Source organism: Burkholderia cepacia, assembly GCF_029962485.1.
Taxonomy (GTDB): domain Bacteria; phylum Pseudomonadota; class Gammaproteobacteria; order Burkholderiales; family Burkholderiaceae; genus Burkholderia.
The window spans coordinates 2,188,967-2,211,759 of sequence record NZ_CP073637.1 but is presented as its reverse complement, the minus strand read 5'-3'; the positions used below and the strand labels follow the sequence as shown (position 1 = coordinate 2,211,759).

25 protein-coding genes are annotated in these 22,793 nt (G+C 66.5%); 15 read left to right on the top strand and 10 right to left on the bottom strand.

Going from position 1 to position 22,793, the window contains the following annotated elements; genetic code table 11:
* Window positions 1–224: 224 nt before the first annotated feature.
* The 10 genes from KEC55_RS10260 to KEC55_RS10215 all read left to right on the top strand — a co-directional run bounded on the left by KEC55_RS10260 (window position 225) and on the right by KEC55_RS10215 (window position 8,893).
* Complete coding sequence (locus KEC55_RS10260) at window positions 225–626, top strand: DnaJ family domain-containing protein (protein ID WP_012328731.1); 402 nt, start codon at window positions 225–227, stop codon at window positions 624–626.
* Window positions 623–1,219 (top strand): tRNA adenosine(34) deaminase TadA, encoded by a 597-nt coding sequence (tadA, locus tag KEC55_RS10255; protein WP_282505361.1) that lies wholly within the window; start codon window positions 623–625, stop codon window positions 1,217–1,219. Before KEC55_RS10260 ends, tadA begins: the two co-directional genes overlap by 4 nt.
* An 81-nt stretch (window positions 1,220–1,300) precedes the next feature.
* Complete coding sequence (gene ldcA / locus KEC55_RS10250) at window positions 1,301–2,239, top strand: muramoyltetrapeptide carboxypeptidase (RefSeq protein ID WP_282505360.1); 939 nt, start codon at window positions 1,301–1,303, stop codon at window positions 2,237–2,239.
* A 307-nt stretch (window positions 2,240–2,546) separates the two neighbouring features.
* Window positions 2,547–3,251 carry a GntR family transcriptional regulator gene (locus KEC55_RS10245; protein WP_282505359.1) on the top strand — a complete coding sequence of 235 codons (705 nt, stop codon included), beginning with the start codon at window positions 2,547–2,549 and terminating at the stop codon, window positions 3,249–3,251.
* Between the two features lie 149 nt (window positions 3,252–3,400).
* Window positions 3,401–4,885 (top strand): NCS1 family nucleobase:cation symporter-1, encoded by a 1,485-nt coding sequence (locus KEC55_RS10240; protein WP_282505358.1) that lies wholly within the window; start codon window positions 3,401–3,403, stop codon window positions 4,883–4,885.
* 10 nt (window positions 4,886–4,895) lie between these two features.
* Window positions 4,896–5,687 (top strand): aspartate/glutamate racemase family protein, encoded by a 792-nt coding sequence (locus tag KEC55_RS10235; RefSeq protein ID WP_282505357.1) that lies wholly within the window; start codon window positions 4,896–4,898, stop codon window positions 5,685–5,687.
* A gap of 149 nt (window positions 5,688–5,836) precedes the next feature.
* A complete protein-coding gene (gene puuE / locus KEC55_RS10230) occupies window positions 5,837–6,790 on the top strand; it encodes an allantoinase PuuE (RefSeq protein ID WP_282505356.1) in 954 nt (317 codons plus the stop codon).
* Window positions 6,787–7,308 carry a 2-oxo-4-hydroxy-4-carboxy-5-ureidoimidazoline decarboxylase gene (gene uraD / locus KEC55_RS10225; RefSeq protein ID WP_282505354.1) on the top strand — a complete coding sequence of 174 codons (522 nt, stop codon included), beginning with the start codon at window positions 6,787–6,789 and terminating at the stop codon, window positions 7,306–7,308. Before puuE ends, uraD begins: the two co-directional genes overlap by 4 nt.
* A gap of 62 nt (window positions 7,309–7,370) precedes the next feature.
* A complete protein-coding gene (gene alc / locus KEC55_RS10220; RefSeq protein ID WP_282505353.1) occupies window positions 7,371–8,384 on the top strand; it encodes an allantoicase in 1,014 nt (337 codons plus the stop codon).
* Window positions 8,381–8,893, top strand: coding sequence for an ureidoglycolate lyase (locus tag KEC55_RS10215; RefSeq protein WP_282505352.1), 513 nt, complete (start codon window positions 8,381–8,383; stop codon window positions 8,891–8,893). The genes alc and KEC55_RS10215 overlap by 4 nt, the downstream gene beginning before the upstream one ends.
* An 81-nt stretch (window positions 8,894–8,974) precedes the next feature.
* Here KEC55_RS10215 and KEC55_RS10210 read toward each other — a convergent pair whose 3' ends face one another.
* Window positions 8,975–9,940, bottom strand: a complete 966-nt coding sequence (locus KEC55_RS10210; protein WP_282505351.1) for a LysR family transcriptional regulator — start codon at window positions 9,938–9,940, stop codon at window positions 8,975–8,977.
* Window positions 9,941–10,092: 152 nt separating this feature from the next.
* On the opposite strand from KEC55_RS10210, the gene KEC55_RS10205 reads away from it, so the two are divergent.
* Window positions 10,093–10,497, top strand: coding sequence for a RidA family protein (locus KEC55_RS10205; protein ID WP_282505349.1), 405 nt, complete (start codon window positions 10,093–10,095; stop codon window positions 10,495–10,497).
* 12 nt (window positions 10,498–10,509) lie between these two features.
* Here the strand turns inward: KEC55_RS10205 and KEC55_RS10200 are convergent, their stop codons facing one another.
* Entirely contained in the window at window positions 10,510–11,325 is an 816-nt protein-coding gene (locus tag KEC55_RS10200) for an aminotransferase class IV family protein (RefSeq protein WP_282505347.1), read from the bottom strand.
* A 133-nt stretch (window positions 11,326–11,458) separates the two neighbouring features.
* Between KEC55_RS10200 and KEC55_RS10195 the strand changes: the two genes are divergently transcribed.
* On the top strand, window positions 11,459–12,379 hold the full coding sequence (locus tag KEC55_RS10195) for a LysR substrate-binding domain-containing protein (protein WP_282505346.1): 921 nt from the start codon (window positions 11,459–11,461) through the stop codon (window positions 12,377–12,379).
* A gap of 72 nt (window positions 12,380–12,451) precedes the next feature.
* Window positions 12,452–12,862, top strand: coding sequence for an ACT domain-containing protein (locus KEC55_RS10190; protein WP_282505345.1), 411 nt, complete (start codon window positions 12,452–12,454; stop codon window positions 12,860–12,862).
* A 100-nt stretch (window positions 12,863–12,962) separates the two neighbouring features.
* On the opposite strand, the gene KEC55_RS10185 is transcribed toward KEC55_RS10190, so the two are convergent.
* On the bottom strand, window positions 12,963–14,156 hold the full coding sequence (locus tag KEC55_RS10185) for a urate hydroxylase PuuD (protein WP_176047293.1): 1,194 nt from the start codon (window positions 14,154–14,156) through the stop codon (window positions 12,963–12,965).
* A 52-nt stretch (window positions 14,157–14,208) separates the two neighbouring features.
* A complete protein-coding gene (gene uraH, locus KEC55_RS10180) occupies window positions 14,209–14,562 on the bottom strand; it encodes a hydroxyisourate hydrolase (RefSeq protein ID WP_011352401.1) in 354 nt (117 codons plus the stop codon).
* A gap of 509 nt (window positions 14,563–15,071) precedes the next feature.
* Between uraH and KEC55_RS10175 the strand changes: the two genes are divergently transcribed.
* On the top strand, window positions 15,072–16,484 hold the full coding sequence (locus tag KEC55_RS10175; protein ID WP_282505343.1) for an 8-oxoguanine deaminase: 1,413 nt from the start codon (window positions 15,072–15,074) through the stop codon (window positions 16,482–16,484).
* Window positions 16,485–16,581: 97 nt separating this feature from the next.
* Here KEC55_RS10175 and KEC55_RS10170 read toward each other — a convergent pair whose 3' ends face one another.
* Window positions 16,582–17,511 (bottom strand): LysR substrate-binding domain-containing protein, encoded by a 930-nt coding sequence (locus KEC55_RS10170; protein ID WP_006490213.1) that lies wholly within the window; start codon window positions 17,509–17,511, stop codon window positions 16,582–16,584.
* 220 nt (window positions 17,512–17,731) lie between these two features.
* Entirely contained in the window at window positions 17,732–17,941 is a 210-nt protein-coding gene (locus KEC55_RS10165) for a dodecin (RefSeq protein WP_006493215.1), read from the bottom strand.
* A gap of 135 nt (window positions 17,942–18,076) precedes the next feature.
* Between KEC55_RS10165 and KEC55_RS10160 the strand changes: the two genes are divergently transcribed.
* The gene (locus tag KEC55_RS10160; RefSeq protein WP_282505341.1) at window positions 18,077–18,970 is read left to right on the top strand and encodes an NAD(P)-dependent oxidoreductase; all 894 of its coding nucleotides are present in this window, start codon (window positions 18,077–18,079) and stop codon (window positions 18,968–18,970) included.
* A gap of 66 nt (window positions 18,971–19,036) precedes the next feature.
* Here KEC55_RS10160 and KEC55_RS10155 read toward each other — a convergent pair whose 3' ends face one another.
* The 4 genes from KEC55_RS10155 to KEC55_RS10140 all read right to left on the bottom strand — a co-directional run bounded on the left by KEC55_RS10155 (window position 19,037) and on the right by KEC55_RS10140 (window position 22,395).
* On the bottom strand, window positions 19,037–19,483 hold the full coding sequence (locus tag KEC55_RS10155) for a hypothetical protein (RefSeq protein ID WP_027784713.1): 447 nt from the start codon (window positions 19,481–19,483) through the stop codon (window positions 19,037–19,039).
* A gap of 333 nt (window positions 19,484–19,816) precedes the next feature.
* Window positions 19,817–20,248 carry a large conductance mechanosensitive channel protein MscL gene (gene mscL, locus KEC55_RS10150; RefSeq protein ID WP_176047291.1) on the bottom strand — a complete coding sequence of 144 codons (432 nt, stop codon included), beginning with the start codon at window positions 20,246–20,248 and terminating at the stop codon, window positions 19,817–19,819.
* A gap of 222 nt (window positions 20,249–20,470) precedes the next feature.
* Window positions 20,471–21,634, bottom strand: coding sequence for a tetratricopeptide repeat protein (locus KEC55_RS10145; RefSeq protein WP_282505340.1), 1,164 nt, complete (start codon window positions 21,632–21,634; stop codon window positions 20,471–20,473).
* A gap of 80 nt (window positions 21,635–21,714) precedes the next feature.
* Window positions 21,715–22,395, bottom strand: a complete 681-nt coding sequence (locus KEC55_RS10140) for a PspA/IM30 family protein (RefSeq protein ID WP_059233905.1) — start codon at window positions 22,393–22,395, stop codon at window positions 21,715–21,717.
* Window positions 22,396–22,793 lie beyond the last annotated feature (398 nt).

Sequence of the window (22,793 nt, the reverse complement as noted above, 5' to 3'; positions counted from 1 at the left end):
GCCTCGTCACGATTAAAAATAGGGCCCGACACCGCATGCGTTTGACGCGGTCCGGACGCCGCTCAGCCCGCTGCGGCGCAGCAGAGCGGCATTTGACGGTGATCGGCGTGCATGCGCAGCGATTCGGCCCCTAAAAAACACAATGTCGAGCATATATTCGAAGGGCCTGTCATAGCCGCGTCACCCTGCTAGAATTCGGCCTGCCGCATTGTTCCGATTGACTGATGAGATTGCTTGACGCCCTGGTCGAACAACGTATTGCCGCCGCCGCCGCGCGGGGCGAGTTCGACGATTTGCCGGGTACCGGCGCGCCGCAGGCGCTGGATGACGACCTGCTCGTGCCCGAGGAGGTGCGGGTGGCCAACCGTATCCTGAAGAACGCGGGCTTCGTGCCGCCGGCGGTCGAGCAATTGCGCGCGCTGCGCAACCTGCATGACGAAGTGCAGGCGGTCAGCGACCGTGCCGCGCGGTGCCGGCTGCAGGCGAAGATCCTCGCGCTCGACATGGCACTGGAATCGCTGCGCGGCGGCCCGATGGTGATGCCGCGCGACTACTGCCGACGCATCGCGGAACGCCTGTGCGAGCGTGGGCTCGACGAAGCGCCCGCCGAAGCGGGGCCGATGTGACGTCCGGCGAGCTGCACGACGCAGCCCAGTCGGCAATCGCCCCGGCGGCCGAGCCGGCCACCGATACACCTGTTCCCGAAGCCACGCCTGTGTCGGCGCGCGACCTGCATTTCATGCGGCTCGCGCAGGCCGCCGCCGAAGAGGCGCGCGCGGCCGGCGAAGTGCCGGTCGGCGCGGTGCTCGTGCGCGGCGACGAAGTGATCGCACGCGGCTTCAACCATCCGATCGGCGGGCACGATCCGTCCGCCCATGCGGAAATGGCCGCGCTGCGCATGGCCGCGCAGCATCTGCAGAATTACCGGATGCCCGGCTGCGAGCTGTACGTGACGCTCGAGCCGTGTCTGATGTGCGCAGGGGCGATCATGCATGCGCGCATCGCGCGAGTCGTCTTTGGCGCCGCCGATCCGAAGACGGGCGCGTGCGGCAGCGTGATCGACGCGTTCGCGAATCCGCAGCTCAACCACCATACCGAAGTGACGGGCGGCGTGCTCGCCGACGAATGCGGCGCCGCGCTGAAGTCGTTCTTCGCCGAGCGCCGCCGCGCGCTGCGCGAAGCGCGGCTCGCCCGCGATGCCGAATCCGGCGCGTCGTAAGCACGCTCGCCGCGCACGACGCCGTGAACCGGAGACGGTTCGGACCCTCTAAGCAGGTTTGACGACCCGACACCTTTCGCCATGTCCTTCCAGCCCGCCGCGTCCTACACCATCCGCCTGCTGGCGCCGTCCGGTTATCCGCACGACCCCGACGCGATCAACCGCGCGCTCGAGCGCCTCAGCAGTGCGCAGCAGCGCATCGAGAACATCGAGGCGACGCAGCGACGCTTCCAGCGGTTCGGCGGCACCGACGGCGAGCGGGCAGGCGACCTGAACCGCCTCGCCGATCCCGAGCGGCGGTTGCCGGACATCGCGCTCGCGGTGCGCGGCGGCTACGGCGCCGCGCGGATCCTGCACGGGCTCGACTACCGTGGGCTCGAGCGTCGGCTGCGCGATCAACCGGTCGCGCTCGTCGGCCACAGCGACTTCACCGCGATCCAGCTCGCGCTCTATGCGAAGGCGCGCATCAAGACGTTCGGCGGCCCGATGCTGTCCGCCGACTTCGGCGCGGAAACGCCGAGCGACTTCACGATGCAGCACTTCTGGCAGACGCTGACGCAGCCGAGCACGACGATCGTCACCGAGGCGCCGCAGGTGCAGAGCGTGAACGTGACGGGCACGTTGTGGGGCGGCAACCTCGCGATCCTGACGTCGCTGATCGGCACGCCGTACATGCCCGACATCGAAGGCGGCATCCTGTTCATCGAGGACGTCAACGAGCAGCCGTTCCGGATCGAGCGGATGATCTATCAGCTGCACCTGTCGGGGCTGCTCGCGCGCCAGCAAGCGCTCGTGCTTGGCCAGTTCACCGGCGCGCGGCCGTTCGAGTACGACAACGGCTACGACATGCAGGCGATGATCGACCAGGTGCGCGCGGTGATCGGGATTCCGGTCGTCACGGGGCTCCAGTTCGGCCACGTGCCGGACCTGCTGACACTGCCGTTCGGCGCGCAGGCACAGCTGGTTGCGAACGCGCACGGCTTCCGGCTGACACTGTCGGACTATCCGCACCTCGGCTGATGCCGACGCGATCGATCGAAAGGCGGGTTTCCCGCCTTTTTCTTTATGTAAGTACGCAACTAACGGTCGAAATTTTTCATCGACTTGAATCAGGTCGTTGCCAGGTTGTGCACCATTTTTGTCAACAAAATGGCCGGGCGGGTATACGACGAGAACGGCTTCTGTCTTGCCTGAAAGGCTTGCCGTGCATGGAATGAGCGCATCCTGCACCGGGCAGGGTCACATCGATGCACGCCAATTGTGCGCAATCTCGGAAAAGAATTGTTGACAATCTTTATGTCCGCCCTAGCATGAGGACCATCACACGATGCAGATCATGAACGAGCCCGATTCCCAGCCGTCCGGCGTAGCCGGCCCCGAAGCGATCGCCGAGCGGATCCGCACCGCGATCCTCGAGCATCGGCTCGCGCCCGGCGCGAAGCTGACGGAGGCGCAGCTCTGCGATGTGTTCGGCGTGAAGCGCGGGACGATCCGCCAGGCGCTCGCTCAGCTCGCGACCGACAAGCTGGTCGAGCTCGAGCCGAACCGCGGTGCGTTCGTCGCGAGCCCGACGCTGCAGGACGTGCACGAGGTGTTCGAGATGCGCCGGATCATCGAGCTTGCGGTGGTCGAGCGGCTTGCAACCGGGCCCGGCGCGAAGCGGCTGAAAGGCGTTGCTGCGTTGATCGACAAGGAACGCAGGGCGTTCGAGCGGCACGACTTCGCGGCGTGGATCCGGCTGTCGGGCGAATTTCACACGACGCTCGCCACGCTGATGGGCAATGCGACGCTCAGCGAGTGCCTCGAAGGGCTCGTCGCACGCTCGACGCTGATGTCGGCACTGTACGAATCGCACGGGCGCAGCCCGTGCTCGTGCGACGACCACGACGAGATCCTCGCCGCGCTGGAGGCGGGCGATCCGAAGCAGGCGGCGACGCTGATGGCGCGCCACCTGCAGCATGTCGAACTGAAGATTCTCGACCGGCCCGCGCAAGGGCAGGTCGATTTGCGCGAAGTGTTCGGCGGCGCCTGAGCGGCGACGCGAACCCGGCCGCGCGCCACAGAACGAGCGAAATGCAGGCCCGCGGTGTTTGCCGCGGGCGGCGGGTCCGACTCCGGGCGACGATCCGGAGCGATATCGATGACGGTGGAGCGGCCGCCCGGCCGCGTCAAGGAGAAGTCATGGCTCAGTTCAGTGTGGCGCACGAGAGCGCCTATCCGGCGGAAGAAGGCGGCGAGGGCGGCGATCCGACACTGCCGAATGGGTACAGTGAACGTCTGTACAACGAAGATTTGGCACCCCTGAAGAATCAGACATGGGGTTCGTACAACATCTTCGCATTCTGGATGTCGGACGTACACAGCGTCGGCGGCTACGTGTTCGCGGGCAGCCTGTTCGCGCTCGGGCTGACGAGCTGGCAGGTGCTGATCGCGCTGATCGTCGGCATCGGCCTCGTGAACGTGCTGTGCAACCTGATCGCACGGCCGAGCCAGCAGATCGGCGTGCCGTATCCGGTCGCATGCCGCGCGACGTTCGGCGTGCTCGGCGCGAACGTGCCGGCCGTGATCCGCGGGCTGATCGCGATCGCGTGGTACGGCATCCAGACCTATCTCGCATCGAGCGCGCTCGTGATCGTCGTGCTGAAGTTCTTCCCGCAATGGCTGCCGTACGCGGACGTCCATCGCTACGGCTTCCTCGGGCTGTCGGCGGTCGGCTGGGCCGGTTTCATGCTGCTGTGGGTGCTGCAGGCGTTCGTGTTCTGGAACGGGATGGAGACGATCAAGAAGTTCATCGACTTCGCGGGCCCGGCCGTCTACGTCGTGATGTTCATCCTCGCCGGCTACATGGTGTGGCGCGCGGGCTGGCGCAACATCGGCATCAACCTCGGCGGCGTCAAGTATCACGGCGCGGAGGTGATCCCGGTGATGATCACGGCCGTGTCGCTGGTCGTGTCGTACTTCTCCGGGCCGATGCTGAACTTCGGCGACTTCTCGCGCTACTGCCGCTCGTTCGGCGAAGTGAAGCGCGGCAATTTCTGGGGGCTGCCGGTCAACTTCCTCGCGTTCTCGCTCGTCACGGTGATCACGACGGCAGCGACGTTGCCGGTGTTCGGCGAACTCATCACCGACCCGGTCGAGACGGTCGGCCGCATCGATCACCCGACCGCGGTGATCCTCGGCGCGCTGACGTTCACGATCGCGACGATCGGCATCAACATCGTCGCGAACTTCGTGTCGCCCGCGTTCGACTTCTCGAACGTCGCACCGAAGCTGATCAGCTGGCGCGCGGGCGGGATGCTCGCCGCCGTCGCGTCGATCTTCATCACGCCGTGGAACCTGTTCAACAACCCGGCCGTGATCCACTACACGCTCGACGTGCTCGGCGCGTTCATCGGCCCGCTGTACGGCGTGCTGATCGCCGACTTCTACCTCGTCAAGCGCGGCCGGCTCGTACGCGACGACCTGTACACGATGTCGGAAAGCGGCACGTACTGGTACACGGGCGGCGTGAACCGCCGTGCGGTCGCCGCGCTGCTGCCGGCCGCGGTGATCGCGATCGTCTGCGTGATGGTGCCGGGCTGGCAGGGCGTCGCGAACTTCTCGTGGTTCATCGGCGCGGGGCTCGGCTTCGTGTTCTACCGGCTGCTCGTGAGCACGAAAGCGTGAGGAGCGTGCGATGAAGATCCGACTGATCAATCCGAATACGACGCAGCGGATGACCGACGCGATGGGTCGCTGCGCGCGCGAGGTCGCGGCCGCCGGCACGGAGATCGTGGCGGTGAGCCCGCCGATGGGGCCGCCGTCGATCGAAGGGTATTACGACGAGGCGCTCGCGACGCCGGGGCTGCTCGCCGAGATCGCGCAGGGCGAGCGCGACGGCTGCGACGCGTACGTGATCGCGTGCTTCGGCGACCCGGGTCTGTACGCGGCGCGCGAGCTCGCGCGCGGGCCGGTGATCGGCATCGCCGAGGCCGCGATGCACGCGGCGAGCGTGCTCGCGCCGGGCTTCTCGGTCGTCACGACGCTCGCGCGCACCTGCGGAATGGCGTGGCACCTCGCGGAGCGCTACGGAATGAAGCGCTTCTGCCGCAACGTGCGCGCGACCGACGTCGCGGTGCTCGAGCTCGACCGGCCCGGCTCGGCCGCGCGCCGGATCATCGTCGACGAATGCCGGCGCGCGCTCGACGAGGACGGCGCCGACGCGATCGTGCTCGGTTGCGCGGGGATGGCCGAATTCGCGCACGAGATCGAGCAGCAGATCGGCGCGCCGGTGGTCGAGGGCGTCACGGCGGCCGTCAAATGGGCCGAGGCGCTCGTCGCGCTGCGCCTCGCGACCGCGAAACGCGGCGATTTCGCCCGGCCGCTGCCGAAGCGCTACGACGGCGCATTCGCCCGCTTCAGCCCGCCGGACGGGGATGCGGGGGAACCGGTCCCGAATTTGCCGCAACCGCACATACACACCGTCTGACACGCACTATCTGCGTCGCTGTATGGGCGCGTATGAACGTTTTCGCTACACTGGGCCGTCATCGCATTGGCTTGCGCGGCCGGCCTTCGGGCACCGCGCAGTCGATGCGAACCCATTATTTCAGCCCGCTTTCGCCGCATTTCGAACCCATGTCACTCGATCCCAACTATCCTCGCGACCTGATCGGCTACGGCCGCCATCCCGTTCAGGCGAACTGGCCGGGGCGCGCCCGCGTCGCCGTGCAATTCGTGCTGAACTACGAGGAGGGTGGCGAGAACTGCGTGCTGCACGGCGATCCGGGCTCCGAACAGTTCCTGTCCGAAATCGTCGGCGCGGCCGCGTATCCGGACCGCCACATGAGCATGGAGTCGATCTACGAATACGGTTCGCGGGCCGGCGTGTGGCGCATCCTGCGCGAATTCGAGAAGCGCGGGATGCCGCTGACGGTATTCGGCGTCGGCATGGCGATCGAGCGTCATCCGGAGCTCGCGCGCGCATTCGTCGAGCTGGGCCATGAAATCGCGTGCCACGGCTGGCGCTGGATCCACTACCAGAGCATGGCGCCGGAACTCGAAGCCGAGCACATGCGCCTCGGGATGGAAGCGATCGAGCGCGTGACGGGCGAGCGCCCGCTCGGCTGGTACACCGGCCGCGACAGTCCCAATACGCACCGCCTGGTCGCCGAACACGGCGGTTTCCTGTACGACTCCGACAACTACGGCGACGACCTGCCGTTCTGGATGGACGTCGAAGTGTCGGGCGGCAAGACGTTGCCGCAGCTGATCGTGCCGTACACGCTCGACACGAACGACATGCGCTTCGCGACGCCGCAGGGCTTCAACACCGGCGATCACTTCTTCGACTACCTGCGCGACGCATTCGACGTGCTGTACGCGGAGGGCGACGAGGCGCCGAAGATGCTGTCGATCGGCATGCACTGCCGGTTGCTCGGCCGGCCGGGCCGGTTCCGCGGGCTGCAGCGTTTCCTCGACCACATCGAGAAGCACGATCGCGTATGGGTGACGCGCCGTGTCGATATCGCGCGTCACTGGCGTGAACATCATCCGTATCAGCCCAATCATCAAAACGAAGGGAAAGCATGAAGGCGATGCGCTACACGTTGGAACAACTGAACACGATGGCGCCGAGCGCATTTGTCGCGGCACTGTCGGGGATCTTCGAACATTCGCCGTGGGTGGCCGAGGTCGCCGCGAGCGAGCGGCCGTTCGCGAGCATCGACGCGTTGCACAAGACGATGTCGGGTGCGGTGGAAGCCGGCGGCGAAGTGCGCCAGCTCGCGCTGATCAACGCTCACCCGGAGCTGGCCGGCAAGGCTGCCGTGCGCGGCGAGCTGACGGCCGAGTCGACGCGCGAGCAGAGCGGCGCGGGCCTCGACCAGTGCACGCAGGAAGAGTTCGACAAGCTGCTGACGCTGAACCGCACGTATCGCGAGAAGTTCGGCTTCCCGTTCATCCTCGCGGTGCGCGGCTATGACCGTCACGGCATCATCGCGAACTTCGAGTCGCGCGTGAATCATTCGCGCACCGAGGAACTGCGTGCGAGCCTCGACCAGATCTACCGCATCGCGCGCTTCCGCCTCGACGACCTGATCGACGCCTGACACCGCAATACGGCCTGCTGCGTCGCAGCGGCCTGATCGCATCACTGAAACAAGGAAACATCATGGCTGTTCCGCTTCTCGATCCCAACGCACCCGATTTCACGCGGCGCTACGTGAATCTTGCCGACCCGCGTCTCGGTGCGCAGGCGCTCGAGGCCAGCGACGATTTCTTCGCGCCGAAGGACCGGATGCTGAACCCCGAGCCGGCCGTATTCATTCCCGGCAAGTATGACGACCACGGCAAGTGGATGGATGGCTGGGAAACGCGCCGCAAGCGCACGACGGGCTATGACTGGTGCATCGTCAAGCTCGCGCGCCCGGGCGTGATCAAGGGCTTCGACATCGACACGAGCCACTTCACCGGCAACTTCCCGCCGGCCGCGTCGATCGAGGCCGCGTTCGTGGCCGACGGTGCGCCGACGCATGCGACCGAGTGGGTCGAGATCGTGCCGTCGACGACGCTGCAGGGCAACAGCCATCACTACGTCGAAACGAGCGACGCGCGTGCGTTCACGCACCTGCGCGTGAACATCTACCCGGACGGCGGCATTGCGCGCCTGCGCGTGTATGGCCAGCCGCAGCTCGACTGGGCCGGCGCGAGCGCGACCGAGCAGTTCGATCTCGCGGCGATGGAAAACGGCGGTTACGTCGTGGCCGCGAACAACCAGCACTTCGGCGTCGCATCGAACCTGCTGCTGCCGGGCCGTGGCGTGAACATGGGCGACGGCTGGGAAACCCGCCGCCGCCGCGAACCGGGCAACGACTGGGCGATCATCGCGCTCGCGCAGCCGGGCGTGATCCGCAAGATCGAAGTCGATACCGCGTTCTTCAAGGGCAACTACCCGGACCGCTGCTCGATCCAGGCCGCGTACGTGTCGGGCGGCACGGACAGCTCGCTGATCACGCAGTCGATGTTCTGGCCGGTGCTGCTCGGCGAGCAGAAGCTGCAGATGGACAAGCAGCACTATTTCGAACACGACATCGCGTCGCTCGGCCCTGTCACGCACGTGCGACTGAACATCATTCCGGACGGTGGCGTGTCGCGCCTGCGTCTGTGGGGGACGCTCGACAAATGAAGACGCTTGTTATCGAACCGCTGACCAAGGAAGCCTTCGCGCCGTTCGGCGACGTGGTCGAAACGGACGGGGCGAAGCAGATCCCGATCAACCTCGGCACGACGATCCGCTTTCACGATCTCGCGAAAGTCGACGTGACCGATGAAGACGGTCGCACGCTCGTCAATCTGTTCCGCGGCCAGCCGCGCACGCTGCCGTTCGAAGTGAAGATGCTGGAGCGCCACCCGCTCGGCAGCCAGGCATTCGTGCCGCTGAACGACCAGCCGTATCTCGTCGTCGTGGCGCCCGCGGGCGATCTCGATCCGGCGAAGATCCGCGCATTCGTGACGAGCGGCTGGCAAGGCGTCAATTACGCGAAGGGCGTGTGGCATCACCCGCTGATCGCGCTCGGCGGCGTCAGCGACTTCATCGTCGTCGATCGCGGCGGAGACGGCCTGAACCTCAACGAGCAGGACCTGCAGGAATCGCTGTGGCTCACCGACGAGGCGCTCGCCGCGCTGACTGCCTGAGTCACCGGCGTTTCAGCCGGCGTCTGTCGAAACCCGCGCACGATGCGCGGGTTTTTTTATGCGCGGCCCGCGCCGCGCGCGTCAGGTCGCCGCGTTGTTGCGCGCGCTGCGCGAACCGTGGCCGCCGCGGCGCCGGATCGCGACCGGTGCATGCTGCGCCATCAGCTCGGCGACCCAGTCGATGAAGACGCGCAGCTTCGCGCTGACGTGCCGGTTTGGCGGGAACGCGACGTACATCGGCATCGGTTCGAGCTGCCATCGCTCGAACAGCGGCACCAGTTCGCCACGGGAGCGATACGTGTGGGCCATGTAGTCGGGCAGCCACAGAATGCCCATCCCGGCGAGGCCGGCCTCGAGGTACGCATTGCCGTCGTCGACCGCCAGCACGTAGCGTCCGCGCACGGTGATCTGCTTGCCGTCGCATGCCATCGCAAACGGCAACGCCTTGCCGGTGCGTGCCCACAGGAACCCGACGATCCGGTGATGGGTGTCCTCCAGTTCGTCCGGATGCGCCGGCGTGCCGGCGCGAGCGAGATAGGCCGGCGACGCATACACGCCGAGCCGCAGGTCGCCGACCTGCCGCGCGACCAGCGACCGGTCGGTCGGTTCGCCGCCGCGCACGACGCAGTCGACGTTTTCGCCGATCACGTCCACCACGCGGTCGCTCACGCCCATGTCGAGCTGGATGTCCGGATAGCGCGCATGGAACGCGGGCAGCGCGGGGATCAGGATCAGGCGCGCGAACGGGCTCGGCACGTCCACGCGCAGCCGCCCGCGGGGCGATGCGGATGCAACCGACAGGCTCGTTTCGGCGTCGTCCATGTCGGCCAGCAGCCGCACCACGCGGTCGTAGTACGCGGCGCCGTCGGCCGTGACGACGACCTTGCGCGTCGTGCGGTTGAACAGCTTCACGCGCAGCCGAGCTTCGAGCTGCTGCACCAGTTGCGTGACGGTGGTGCGGCTCATGTGCAGCGTCTCGGCGGCCTTTGTGAAGCTGCCGGCTTCCACCACGCGGGCGAACGCCTGCATTGCATCGAATCGATCCATCGGGTCAGGGCTCCGCGTCGGTCGGAGATTGTTTGGGGCGTGCAAACAGTGTTGGACAGGGTTGGCCGTTTATCAGCCGGACAACGGTCCTTAAAGTGCCTTCATCGTTGATGCCGGGGCAGTTTCGCCCCACAAACCGAAGGAGATGCTGAATGGTAAAGCGTAGCGTGGTTTTTCCGCCCGGTCGGCAGGCACTGTACGAGCGCAACCGTTATTCGCCGGCGCTGCGCTCGAACGGCTTCCTGTTCGTGTCCGGGCAGGTCGGCAGTCGCGAGGACGGCTCGCCCGAGCCGGAACTGGGCGCGCAAGTCCGCCGCGCGTTCGAGAACCTGAATGCGGTGCTGCGCGCGGCCGGCTGCACGTTCGACGACGTCGTCGACGTGACGGTGTTCCTCGTCGATCCCGAAGCGACGTTCGAGCGGATCTGGGAGATCGTCCCCGAATACTGGGGCGGCGCACCGCATCCGACGTTGACCGCCGTCGGCGTGACCTGGCTGTACGGCTTCCAGTTCGAGATCAAGGCGATCGCGCGGCTGCCGGAGGCGGTCGCCGGGTGAGCAGGGCGCGCGTCACGGCGCGACGGACGGCTCCTGTTCATAAGCGTGATGCAGCAGCACGGCGAGCGATGACGAGTCGGGTAGCGTCGTCGTGCCGAGCCGGCGCACGGCGATTCCCGGCGTCCACGAATTCATCACGACGGCGCCGGCCATCGACGGCAGATCGGCCGGTGTCACTTCACGGTCGTGCTGTGCGATGCCGAGGCGTGCCAGTTGCCGGCGCAGGATGCCCATCGTGACGCCGCCGAGCATGCCGGCCACCGGCCACACGACCGAATCGCCGGTCCAGAACGCCAGGTTCCAGATCGAGCCCTCGCTGATGCGCCCCTGACGATCGACGAACGCCGCATCGTCGAAACCCTGCGTGACCGCACGGCGCAGGAAGTGCGTCTTCGCGACTTCGCCGACGTGCTTGATGTCGGGCAGCACGCGCTCGTGTTCGAACAGCGCGAGATCGAGCGGGCCGACCGGCCCCGGCGACGGCGCGGCGGTGCGCACCAGCACGTCGAGCGCTTCGTCGTCGCGCGGTGCGACGAATTCACCCGTTGTCGCATGGATGGTCGCGGTCAGCGACAGTGCTGACGGTGCGCGATCGAGCGCGGCGCGCAGGAACGTGCGTATCCGTTCGTCGGGCAGTGCATGACCGAACAGCGCGTTCGACGCGTCGCGCAATCGCGTGAGGTGCAGGTCGAGCCCGCGGACGCGGCCTTCGCGTATCTGCATCGCGGTGAAATGCGCGTGGCCCGCGAATGCCAATGCGGCGAGCGCATCGGGCGTGGCGGCTACGCCGTTGATCTGGGCGACGGACGGGAACGGTGCAGCGGTCATTGGCGACTCTCCAGGGTGGCCGCGCGCACGGGACGGCGCGCGGCATCTTCAAGAAAGCCTATTGTTTGCCAATTGATGGCGTCATGAAAAACGAGTAGTTTTGGAACGGTTATCAAATTCCTTTTGAAGATCGATGGAACGCATGTGGCCCGGTACGCGCGCGCTGAGGACGTTCGATGCGGCGGCGCGGCACCTGAATTTTTCGCGGGCGGCCGACGAGGTCGGGCTGACGCCGGCAGCCGTCAGTCACCAGATCAAGGAGATCGAGGCGCAGCTCGGCATGGAGCTGTTCGTCCGCACGAGCCGCAGCATCCGGCTGACGCCGGCCGGTGTCGTGCTGGCTGCCGCGGCCGCCGATGCGCTGGCGGGCCTGCTGCGCGCGACTGCCCGGGCACGGCGCGTCGCGCGGGAGCAGACGGAGTTGCGCGTGTCGGTCGGCGCGCGTTTTGCGACGCACTGGCTGCTGCCGCGCCTGCCGCGTTTCAGGGCCGCGCATCCTGCGTTCGAGCTGACGTTCGACATCAGCGACCGGTTGCGCGATTTCGACGACGACGACGTCGATGTCGCGATCCGCTTCGGCACCGGGCGCTATCGCGGCACGTGCGCTCGGCGCCTGTTCGATACGTCGGTCGTCGCGATTTGCAGCCCGGCCTTGCTGTCGGCCGGGCCGCCGTTGCGCAAGCCGCGCGATCTGCTGCGCCACACGCTCTGTCACGTCGACTGCGAAGTCGACGGCGTGACCTGGCCGCGCTGGTCGGCGTGGATGACCGCGGCCGGCGTCGACGGTTTCGATGACAGCCAGTGCGTGTCGTTTCCGGATTCGAGCCACGTCGTGCAGGCCGTGACGGACAGCACGGCGGTCGGTCTTGCGGAGCCGCACATGATCGTGCGCGATCTCGCGGAAGGGCGCGTCGTGCAGCTGTTCGACGTGAACGTCGAGGTGGCGCCGGGCCTTGCGTATCACGTCGTGTATCCGGAGCATACGCAGGACGATCCGCGCATCGTCGCATTGCGTGACTGGCTCGCGGACGAAGTCGCGACGATGCGCGCGTAGCGGTGGCGCCGGCGCATGCTATCGTGCCCGCATCTTCACCGCACGATGCCTGGTTCCAGGCGAGTTCTTCCGATGAGCCAACCTGAAAACGACCTCACGGTCCTGCTGCGCACGATGCAACCTGAACTGCATCCGGGCGCGTTCGCCTTCGTGTCGCTGCCGACCGATGTGGACGTATCGTTGTCCGAAGTGATTGCGACGTTCCGCGAAGCGGAAGGGTTGACGGTCGTGGTCGACGAGGAAGCGGCCGCACGTCGCGGCTGGCCGGTGCTGTTCCGCTCGGCATGGATTACGCTGACCGTGCATTCCGACCTCGCGGCCGTAGGCCTCACGGCTGCATTCGCGCGGGCGCTCGGCGCGGCCGGCATTAGCTGCAACGTGATGGCCGCCGCGTACCACGATCACATCTTCGTACCGTTCGACGACGGCCCGCGCGCGGTCGATGCGCTCGTCGCACTGCAGCGCGACGCGCTACGCGGCTAGCGCAAGAAGCGCATTCGGCGCACGCAAAAAAAACGGGCCCGTCACCGGGCCCGCGAACGGAGAGGATTGCGCCGGGCATTCGCACCCGGCGCACGGCGGCTTACTTGTTCGCGCCACCCTCGAACCAGGCGGCGAGCTTGGTGCGCTCGTCGTCGGTCATGTGCGTGACGTTGCCGATCGGCATCGCCTTCAGGCGCACGGCCTGTTCGTAGATACGCTGCGCGTTCTTCGACACTTCGTCCGGCGTGTCGAACATCACGCCCGCGGGTGCGCTGCCCATCAGCGTCGGCTTCGACGAGTGGCACTCGACGCAGCGCTGCTGCAGGATCGGCATGATGTCGTTGATCACGATCTTCGGTGCGTTCGCGGCTTGCGCTTCCGGTGCGACCGGCTTCGGCATCGTCCACACCAGCGCGCCCGACAGCAGTGCGACGCCGCCGATCGGCAGGTACCACAGCTGCTTGCCGCGGTGACGCATCACGAAGAACTGGCGAATCAGCGCGCCGGCCAGCATGATCAGCACGAGCACGACCCAGTTGAACTTGTTCGTGTACGTCATCGCATAGTGGTTCGACAGCATCGCGAACACGACCGGCAGCGTGAAGTACGTGTTGTGCACCGAGCGCTGCTTGCCGCGCTTGCCGTAGATCGGGTTCGGTTCTTCGCCCTTGAGCATCTTGTCGACCATCTTGCGCTGGCCGGGGATGATCACGAAGAACACGTTCGCCGACATGATCGTCGCGAGCATCGCGCCTACGATCAGGTAGGCGGCACGGCCCGAGAAAATGTGGCAGGCGAGGTACGCTGCGACGACGACGTAGAGGCCGACGCAGATGCCGAGCACGCGATCGTTGGTGCCGAGGATGCGGCACAGCGAGTCGTAGACGATCCAGCCGGCCGCGAGGAAGCCGAGTGCGGATGCGACGGCGACCACCGGGCCCATGTCGAGCACGCTCTTGTCGATCAGGTAGGTGTTCGGCGCGAGCAGATACAGCACGAAGAACAGCGAGAAGCCCGACAGCCAGGTCGTGTACGACGGCCACTTCGACCAGTGCAGGTCATCCGGCATTTCCGGCGGGGCGACAGTGTACTTCTGCATGTTGTAGAAACCGCCGCCGTGGACGTGCCACAGCTCGCCGAACACACCGCGCTTGCGCTGGTTCGGGTCGGTCGGCGGTTTCAGGCTGTTGTCGAGCGCGACGAAATAGAAGGACTCGCCGATCCACGCAATGGCGACGATGACGTGCAGCCATCGCAGCGCGAGGTTCAGCCAGTCGGTGATGAAGCCTTCCATGAAACTCCTCCAGACTCAAATCGTTTGTTTGATGTGGGCGCTGATTCGAATGTCAGCTGCCGCGATAGGTGCTGTACGACCACGGCGACACGAGCAGCGGCACGTGGTAGTGCGAGCCGGTGTCGGCGATGCCGAAGCGGAGCACGACGCGGTCGACGAAACGGGGTTCGGGTACCTTCACGCCGAGCGACGCGAAGTAGTCGCCGGCATGGAACACGAGTTCGTATTCGCCGGCGGCGAGCGCGGCGCCTTCGAGCAGGGGTTCGTCGCAGCGGCCGTCGCTATTGGTCAGCACGGTCTTGATCGCGCGGCGCGATTCGCCGTCCAGCGCGTAGAGGTCCACCTTGATTGCAGCGCCGGGACGGCCGTGCGCCGTATCGAGTACGTGGGTAGTGAGCTTTCCCATTCGCAATTGTCCTTGTGTGAATGCGAGGTTCGGCGGCGACTCGATCCATTGACTGTGCGGCGGATCGAGGCTCCACGTCACGTGGCTACATACCCGTCGGCGAGATTGAAGCGAGCGCCGTGCAGGCATTGTAAAAAGGTTCCCCGCGCAAATACGGGCGCGATATCAAAGATAATGCGCCGCGCATGAGCGGCTGTCGACGGCACGCCGGACGCGGCTTCCGGCGGGCTTTCAGGTGCCCGGCGAGGGCCTGTGCGGCGTACCATATCGGAACCCTGAAGCGCGGTATTCCGGATCGCGCATTGTGTGCGGCGCGCGCTTGGGCGATCCTCCCGCCGTGCGCGTCGGCCGGTGGCCGGCGCGTACCCCGAAGACGGCGAGCACGCCGGGTAACCGGGCCAGGGCGTTCGAACGGACGCAGGCACCGGGGCGTGCCGCGATTCAGCGTTCGAACGGCTGTGTGACCGCCTCCAGGACAGCCCCTGGGGGCAGACCGACGCGGAGAACGCATGAACCTCGAGCAGCACGCTGGCGCACGCGCGCCGAACACCTCTTCATCCCGCCCGAAAACCCTGCTGGTCAAGCACGCCGACGTGCTCGTGACCATGGACGACACGCGCCGCGAGCTGCGCGATGCCGGGCTCTACATCGAAGACAACCGAATCGTCGCGGTCGGCCCGACCGCGGAGCTGCCCGACACGGCCGACGAAGTGCTCGACCTGCGCGGCCACCTCGTGATCCCGGGGCTCGTGAACACGCACCATCACATGTACCAGAGCCTCACGCGCGCGCTGCCCGCGGCGCAGAACGCCGAGCTGTTCGGCTGGCTCACGAACCTGTACCGGATCTGGGCGCACCTGACGCCCGAGATGATTGAAGTGTCGACACTGACCGCGATGGCCGAGCTGCTGCAGTCGGGCTGCACGACGTCGAGCGACCACCTGTACATCTATCCGAACGGCAGCCGGCTCGACGACAGCATCGGCGCCGCGCAGCGGATCGGCATGCGCTTTCACGCGAGCCGCGGCTCGATGAGCGTCGGCCAGCGCGACGGCGGGCTGCCGCCCGATTCGGTCGTCGAGCGCGAGCCCGACATCCTGCGCGACACGCAGCGCCTGATCGAGACCTATCACGACGAAGGCCGTTACGCGATGCTGCGCGTGGTGGTCGCGCCGTGCTCGCCGTTCTCGGTGAGCCGTGACCTGATGCGCGACGCGGCCGTGCTCGCGCGCGAATACGGCGTGTCGCTGCACACGCACCTCGCGGAGAACGTCAACGACATCGCGTACAGCCGCGAGAAGTTCGGGATGACGCCGGCCGAATATGCGGAAGATCTCGGCTGGGTCGGCCACGACGTGTGGCATGCGCACTGCGTGCAGCTCGACGATGCGGGCATCGGCCTGTTCGCGCGCACCGGCACGGGCGTCGCGCACTGTCCGTGCTCGAACATGCGGCTCGCGTCGGGCATCGCGCCGGTGAAGAAGATGCGTCTGGCGGGCGTGCCGGTCGGCCTCGGCGTCGACGGCTCCGCGTCGAACGACGGCGCGCAGATGGTCGCGGAAGTACGGCAGGCGCTGCTGCTGCAGCGGGTCGGCTTCGGGCCCGATGCGATGACCGCGCGCGAAGCGCTCGAGATCGCGACGCTTGGCGGTGCGAAGGTGCTGAACCGCGACGACATCGGTGCGCTGAAGCCCGGCATGGCCGCGGACTTCGCGGCGTTCGACCTGCGCCAGCCGCTGTTCGCGGGCGCGCTGCACGATCCGGTGGCGGCGCTCGTGTTCTGCGCGCCGTCGCAGACGGCGTACACGGTGGTGAACGGGAAGGTTGTGGTGCGGGAAGGGCGGCTGGCGACGCTTGATCTGCCGCCCGTCATCGAGCGTCACAACGCGCTTGCGCACGCGCTCGTCGAGGCATCGCGCTGAAGCGTCACTGAAGCGGTACGGCGGCCGCCCTGCCGGGCGTGCCACCGGCCGCCGTTGCGCCGTGACGTGTCACGACGCGATGCGACGGCGCATGCCGTTACGGCTCGATCAGCGTGCGGGTGGCTTCGGCGACGAGGCTGCGCAGCCAGCGCACTTCGTCCGAGTAGTGGCAGCGTTCGTGCCACAGCTGGTAGTACTGCATCGGCGGGAAGTCGAGCGGCGCCGGCACGACCGACAGCGGCAGGAACTTCGCGTAGTGATCGGCGAACAGGCGCGTCGTCGTGAAAATCAGGTCGGACTTCACGAGCACGTACGGTGCGAGATTGAAGTACGGCAGCGTGACGACCACGTGGCGCTTGAGGCGTTCGCGCGCGAGATGCACGTCGATCGCGCCGCGTTGGCCGACCGAGTACGGCGTCGGCGCGAGATGCGGCGCGTTCAGGTACTGGTCGAGCGTGAGCCCGCCGCGCTTCGCGAACGGGTGCGTGTTGCTCATCAGGCAGACGATTTCGTCGACGAACAGGTTCGACAGGTGCAGTTGCTCGGGCGGTTCGGGCCAGTTGCCGACGACGATGTCGAGCTTGCCGTCTTCCAGCGCGAGCTCGTAGTCGAACGCGGGGCCGAGCGAATGAAACTCGAGCGTCGCGTTCGGCGCGGCCTGGCGGAAGCGTTCGACGACGGTCGGCACGAACAGCACGTTCAGGTAATCGGGGCAGCCGATCCGGTAGCAGCGGATCGACGTGGCCGGGTCGAAATTGTGCTGCTGGAACTTGATGCGCTCGATTTCACGCAGTGCGTTCTGCACGGGCTCGAGCAGGCGCAGCCCGTATTCGGTCGGCACCATGCCGGATTTGCCGCGCACCAGCAGCGGATCGCCGGTGATGTCGCGCAGGCGTCGCAGCGCGGCGCTGATCGCCGGTTGCGACTGGTTCAGTTTGACGGCCGCGCGCGTAACGCTGCGCTCCATCAACAAGGTGTGCAAGACGCGCAAGAGGTACGTGTCGATCGCCTCGCGTTGCTGACTCATGATATCTCCGGTTTATATGGCTGGGCTGATCGAGGGGCAAGGGGGGTATATCGTTTTTAATATGAAGCGGGTCCAGCGTCAAGAGATGGATACCCGCAGACACCCACCGGCCGGGCCGTGACAAGGGGCCTGAACGGGGTGGAAAGCGACGCACGCGGCGCCGCACGGATCCGTATTGCGCGGATCCGGATCGCGGCGCGGCGTGGGATGCGGGGGCGCGTCAGTCGTCGATACGCATGCCGACTTTCAGCGTGACCTGCCAGTGCACGACCTGGTCGCCTTCGATGTGGCCGCGTGTTTCGGTTACCTGGAACCAGTGCAGGTTGTGCAGCGTCTTGCCGGCTTTCGAGATCGCGTTGCGGATCGCGTCGTCGCTCGATTGCCGCGACGAACCGGTCAGCTCGATCATCTTGTACACGTGGTCGCTCATGATGCGCTCCCTGGGATATCGGTCTGTATTGCCGGTGCAAGCCGCGGTCCCGAAGCGGTGCCGTGCGTGCCCGGCTTCTTGAGTGATAGGTATGATGGGCGGCAAGTTCAACCCATATCGGAGACGAGGAACATCGTGGAAGTCGGATTTTGCGGACCGGGATTGATGGGCGCGCCGATGATTCGGCATTTGCTGGCGGCGGGGCATCGCGTCAGCGTGTGGAATCGCTCGCGTGACAAGGCCGAGGCGCTGGTCAAGGACGGCGCGCAGGTGGTCGGCACGCCGCGCGAACTGGCTGAACGTGTCGATACGGTATTCGTGTGTGTGCTCGACGGCCGTGCGGTTGGCGATGTCGTGTTCGGCGAGCACGGGCTGCTCTCCGGCGACGCCGCTGCGCGCCGCCTGCTGCGCATCGTCGATCATTCGAGCATTCCGCCCGCGGCGACGCGCGACTACGCGGCGCGTGCGGCTGCACTCGGTGTCGGCTGGGTCGACGCACCGGTGTCCGGCGGCGTGCCTGGCGCGCAGGCCGGCACGCTCGCGGTGATGGCGGGCGGCCGCACGGCCGATCTCGACGCGGTGCGGCCGCTGATCGACGCGTACGCGTCGCGCATCACGCACATGGGCGACGCCGGGGCGGGCCAGACGGCGAAGCTGTGCAACCAGGCGATCGTCACCGCGACGGTCACGGCGATCGCCGAGGCCGTCGGTCTCGCGCAGGCGAGCGGCATCGATGCCGCGCGTCTGGCCGAGGCGCTGGCCGGCGGCTGGGCCGATTCGGTGCTGCTGCAGACGTTCGTGCCGCGCATGACGTCGGGCGGTCACGTGCCGATCGGTGCGCTCGCCACGTTCCAGAAGGATGTGGATGCGATTGCCGACGCCGCGCGCGACACGGGCGCGGTGATGCCCGTATCGGCCACTGTCCAGCAGGTGCTGCGGCTCGGTGCCGCGCAAGGGCTCGCCGGCGCCGATTTCGCCGCGTTCATCGACATCGTGAGGCCGGGCAACGGCCGTCAGCAGGCGTCGTGACGGGCAAGCGGGGCGCGTGAATGGCAGATGGGCCGCCCGGAGGCGGCCCATCGAATGACTGGCGAATCAGCCGAGCGAACGTGGTGTCGTGTCGCCGGCGTTCTGGCGGCCAAGCCCGCCGCGCAGGCTCGCTTTCGTGCCTGCACCAAACTCGGGCAGGATGCGCGCACGCGCACGGCTCGCAAATACGAGGAAACCGAAGCCGTTCGCCTCGTACCAGTAGCCGCCGTTCTCGAGGCCGTCGAGCGGCTGCTCGAGCGCGTTGGCGATCGATTCGATGCAGCGCTTGCGCAGCTCGGCGATCGCCGGATAGGGCGGTTGGGCACCGCGCACGCTGCACAGGAGCACGTCGAGACCGGGCAGCACATGCGCATAGAGGACGGGTTCGTCCTGCGCACGGGCGCGGGCAATCTTGGTGTCGAGTTGAGCAAACGGTTTCGAGTGGCGCAGAACCGCGAGGAATGACTCCTGGCCATCCTGCTGCGCACGCCGACGTTTTTTCGGGAAGGACATAAACACTCGCCTCAAAAACAATTGCAAGAAATGCGGCACTTTCATGCGACCCACTCCCGGCTATGTACGCCGCATGTCGATCCTTTATAGCACACGAAAATGCTGCATTCGTGCAGTACGACGATCAATGTCTCCCGTCGACCTGCTCGCCATGATCGACACAGCCAGCGTCTTGGCGCCCGTACTGTCGTTTAGTCTCCATCATAGACCTGCTTTCCCCGCGCGTGCATTCGCCCGTCACAAAAAAGTGAGATAGGCCGCTTGCAGCGGTGCAGCGCGCGCGCAATAAAAAGGCCCGCACGAGGCGGGCCTGGCGAGCGGAGCGCGCGGCGATCAGCGCTGCTTGAGCGAATCGCGGATCTCGCGCAGCAGCACGGTGTCTTCCGGCGTCGCGGCCGGCGCGGCTTCTTCCGGCTTGCGCAGCTTGTTGATGAATTTCACCATCATGAAAATGATGAACGCGAGGATGACGAAATTGATCGCCACGGTGATGAACGAGCCGTAACCGAATGCGGCGACGCCCGCGGCCTGCAGGTCCTTGAACGAATCGGGATTACCCTTGAACGTCGGGGGGATGGTGCCGAGCAGAACGAACTTGTTCGAGAAATCCAGACCGCCGGTCAGCACGCCGATCACCGGCATGATGAGATCTTTCACGATCGAATCGACGATCTTCGAGAACGCGCCGCCGATGATCACGCCGACGGCGAGATCCATCACGTTGCCCTTGACGGCGAACTCCTTGAATTCCTTGATGATGCTCATGAGCGGCTTTCTCCTGTTGGGGCGAGGGGAGGCGTGCCGCGACGCGCTGAATTGCATTGCGTCGAATGAGGGTCGGTGGCACGCCGATGGCCGCATGATAGCGAACGCTCCCCATTGCCGGTAGTCCATCTTGAAATGATTGACAAATTCGCGCGTCGGCGCGGCCGGCGAGGCAGGGGAGCGTGGCGTGCGTGGCAGCGCGTGTCGACGCGCTGCGTTGGGTCAGGAGTTGTCGTCGGTCCAGCCGTCGTCGTTGCTGCCGAGGTCCATGCCGCCGCCGCCGCTGCCGTCGCTCCAGTTCGACGCGTCGCCGCGGCCGAGGTCGAAGCCCGGGTCGGTTTCCTGCCGGCGGCGCTCGCCGTCGACGATCACGTCGCGTTCGACCACGCGCTCGCGTCCGCCCGACATCGCCTCGCCGAGCAGTACGCCGGTCAGCAGCCCGCCCATCCCGCCGCCGAAACCGCCGCCGCCTTGCTGGATCACGACGGGCGGCTGCTGTTGCGGATAGGGTTGTGGCGGGTAGGGCTGGCCCTGCGCGCCCGTCATGCGATCGGCTTCCTGTGCGTACACGGAGCCGCTGCCGTTCGCCGGTGCCGCAGGTTGCGCGGCCGGATCGGGGCGGCCTTCGACGCGCGCTTTCACGCTCGCATGGCGTTGTTCGAGTTCGTCGACGCGATACGGCGGCACCGGATTCTTGCCGTTCGACAGCGCCTCGACAAGCGTGCGCGCGTCGGTCTCGATCGCTTCGATTTCACCGATGAGCGCCGCGGCGCCGGGCGCCGTCGACAGCTTCGCGTCGAGTTTCAGCGGACGGATGTCGTTCAGCACGTCGGTCGCGCGCTTGAGCTGCGTGCGGCGTTCGTCGTCGGCGCGGCCGTCGTCGGCCGTGCGCGCGCGCCGCAGCGTCCAGCGCAGCACCAGTGCAATGATCGCGACGATCAGCCCGAGGCTGATCCACATGCCGGTCGACGGGCCGTGTTTTTCGGCCGGCGCGACGGCAGGGGCGAGCCCTGGCTGCAGCGTGCCGGCCTGCGTGGCTGACGGCACGTTGCCGCTCACGCGCGCGGCGTCGGCGCGAATGCGCGATTCGGTCTGCGCGAAGCGCGACGCGTCGGTGAACTTCAGTTGCGGATCGAGCGTTTTCGCCTGCTGCAGTTGCGCGAGCGCGTCGGACGCGCGGCCTTCGCGGTCCAGCACCTGCGCATACAGGTAACGCGCGTGCGCGTTGTTCGGATGGGCGTCGATGACTTGCGACAGCTGCGTGTCGGCTTGCTGCCAGTTGCGTTGCGCGATCGATTGCTCGACCTGCTGCAGCGACGGGACCGCAAACGCGGCGGACGACAGCAACATCAGCGAGAGGCCGAGTGCGGCGAGAGATTTCTTCATGGTCGAACCGGGCGCAGGCGCCCGTCTCCTGACGATCGGTTCGCGCCGCGCACCCGGGCCGGGGCGCGGCGCGTTTGCCGTTACTGCGCGGGCGTATCGAGCTGCTTCTTCAGCGCGGCGAGGCGATCCTCGACCGACGGGCCCTTGTTCAGTGCGGCGAGCTTGTCGTCGAGCGCCTTGCCGCTCGACGTGTCGGCGGAATTCAGGCGGGCGTCCGAGCGGGCGTTCTGCAGCGCGACCTTGTCTTCGAGCTTCTGGAAATCCTCGGACAGGTTCTTGCCGCCGATGCCGCCCAGCGCGCTGGCCGCGACGTCCTTCGCCTGCGCGATTTCCTGCTTGGCCTGCAGGATGTTCGAGCGCGCATTCAGGTCGTTGCGGCGCTGACGCATGTCGGCGATCTGCCCCTTCAGCTTGTCGACCGACGGCTCGAGCGTCGTCAGCTCGGCCGCGAGCGCATCGCGCTCGGCTTCGGCGTTCGACTGCGCGGCGAGGGCCTCGCGGGCGAGTGCTTCGTCACCGGACTGCAGCGCGCGCTTCGCGCCGTCCTCGTACTTCTTCACCTTGTCGTCGGCCGCATCGCGCTTGCTGCGCTGGGTCGCGACCTGTGCCTCGATCTCGATCAGCGAATTCTCGGCACGGCCGATGCTGTCGTCGAGCTCCCGCACGATCTGCCGTGCGTCGCGCGACGGATCCTGTACCGAATCGGCCGCATCGTTCAGCAGGCCTTTGATCGTGCGCGAAACAGAGTCGAAAAGCGACATGAAATCCTCCGTGATTGAAAGGCGCCGCGCATTCGCGGCAGTGCCCGCTGCGGGCCGGTTCCGACCCGCATGAGCCGGCGGATATTACACCACCGGTTCACTTAAATACGGCTTAAACGCGCGAGTTCAAGCGGCCCGAGTATCCGGATACCGAACCTTTCGCAACTGAAAGAAAAAATCGGTAACACGCGATATTGCGTGTCCATCATAGGCCGAGGATGCCGACAATACGTTCCGCAAATCACGGCATTGCGGGAATTTTTACAAAAAATCGCGAAGGCACCCGGTCGATTTCATTAAAATGCGCTGTCACGTCGCGGGAACGGATCGCCGCGCGGCGGGGTCTGTCGACGTGACAGCCGCATCTCGATGCACCCACTCTGATTCATCCGCTTGCA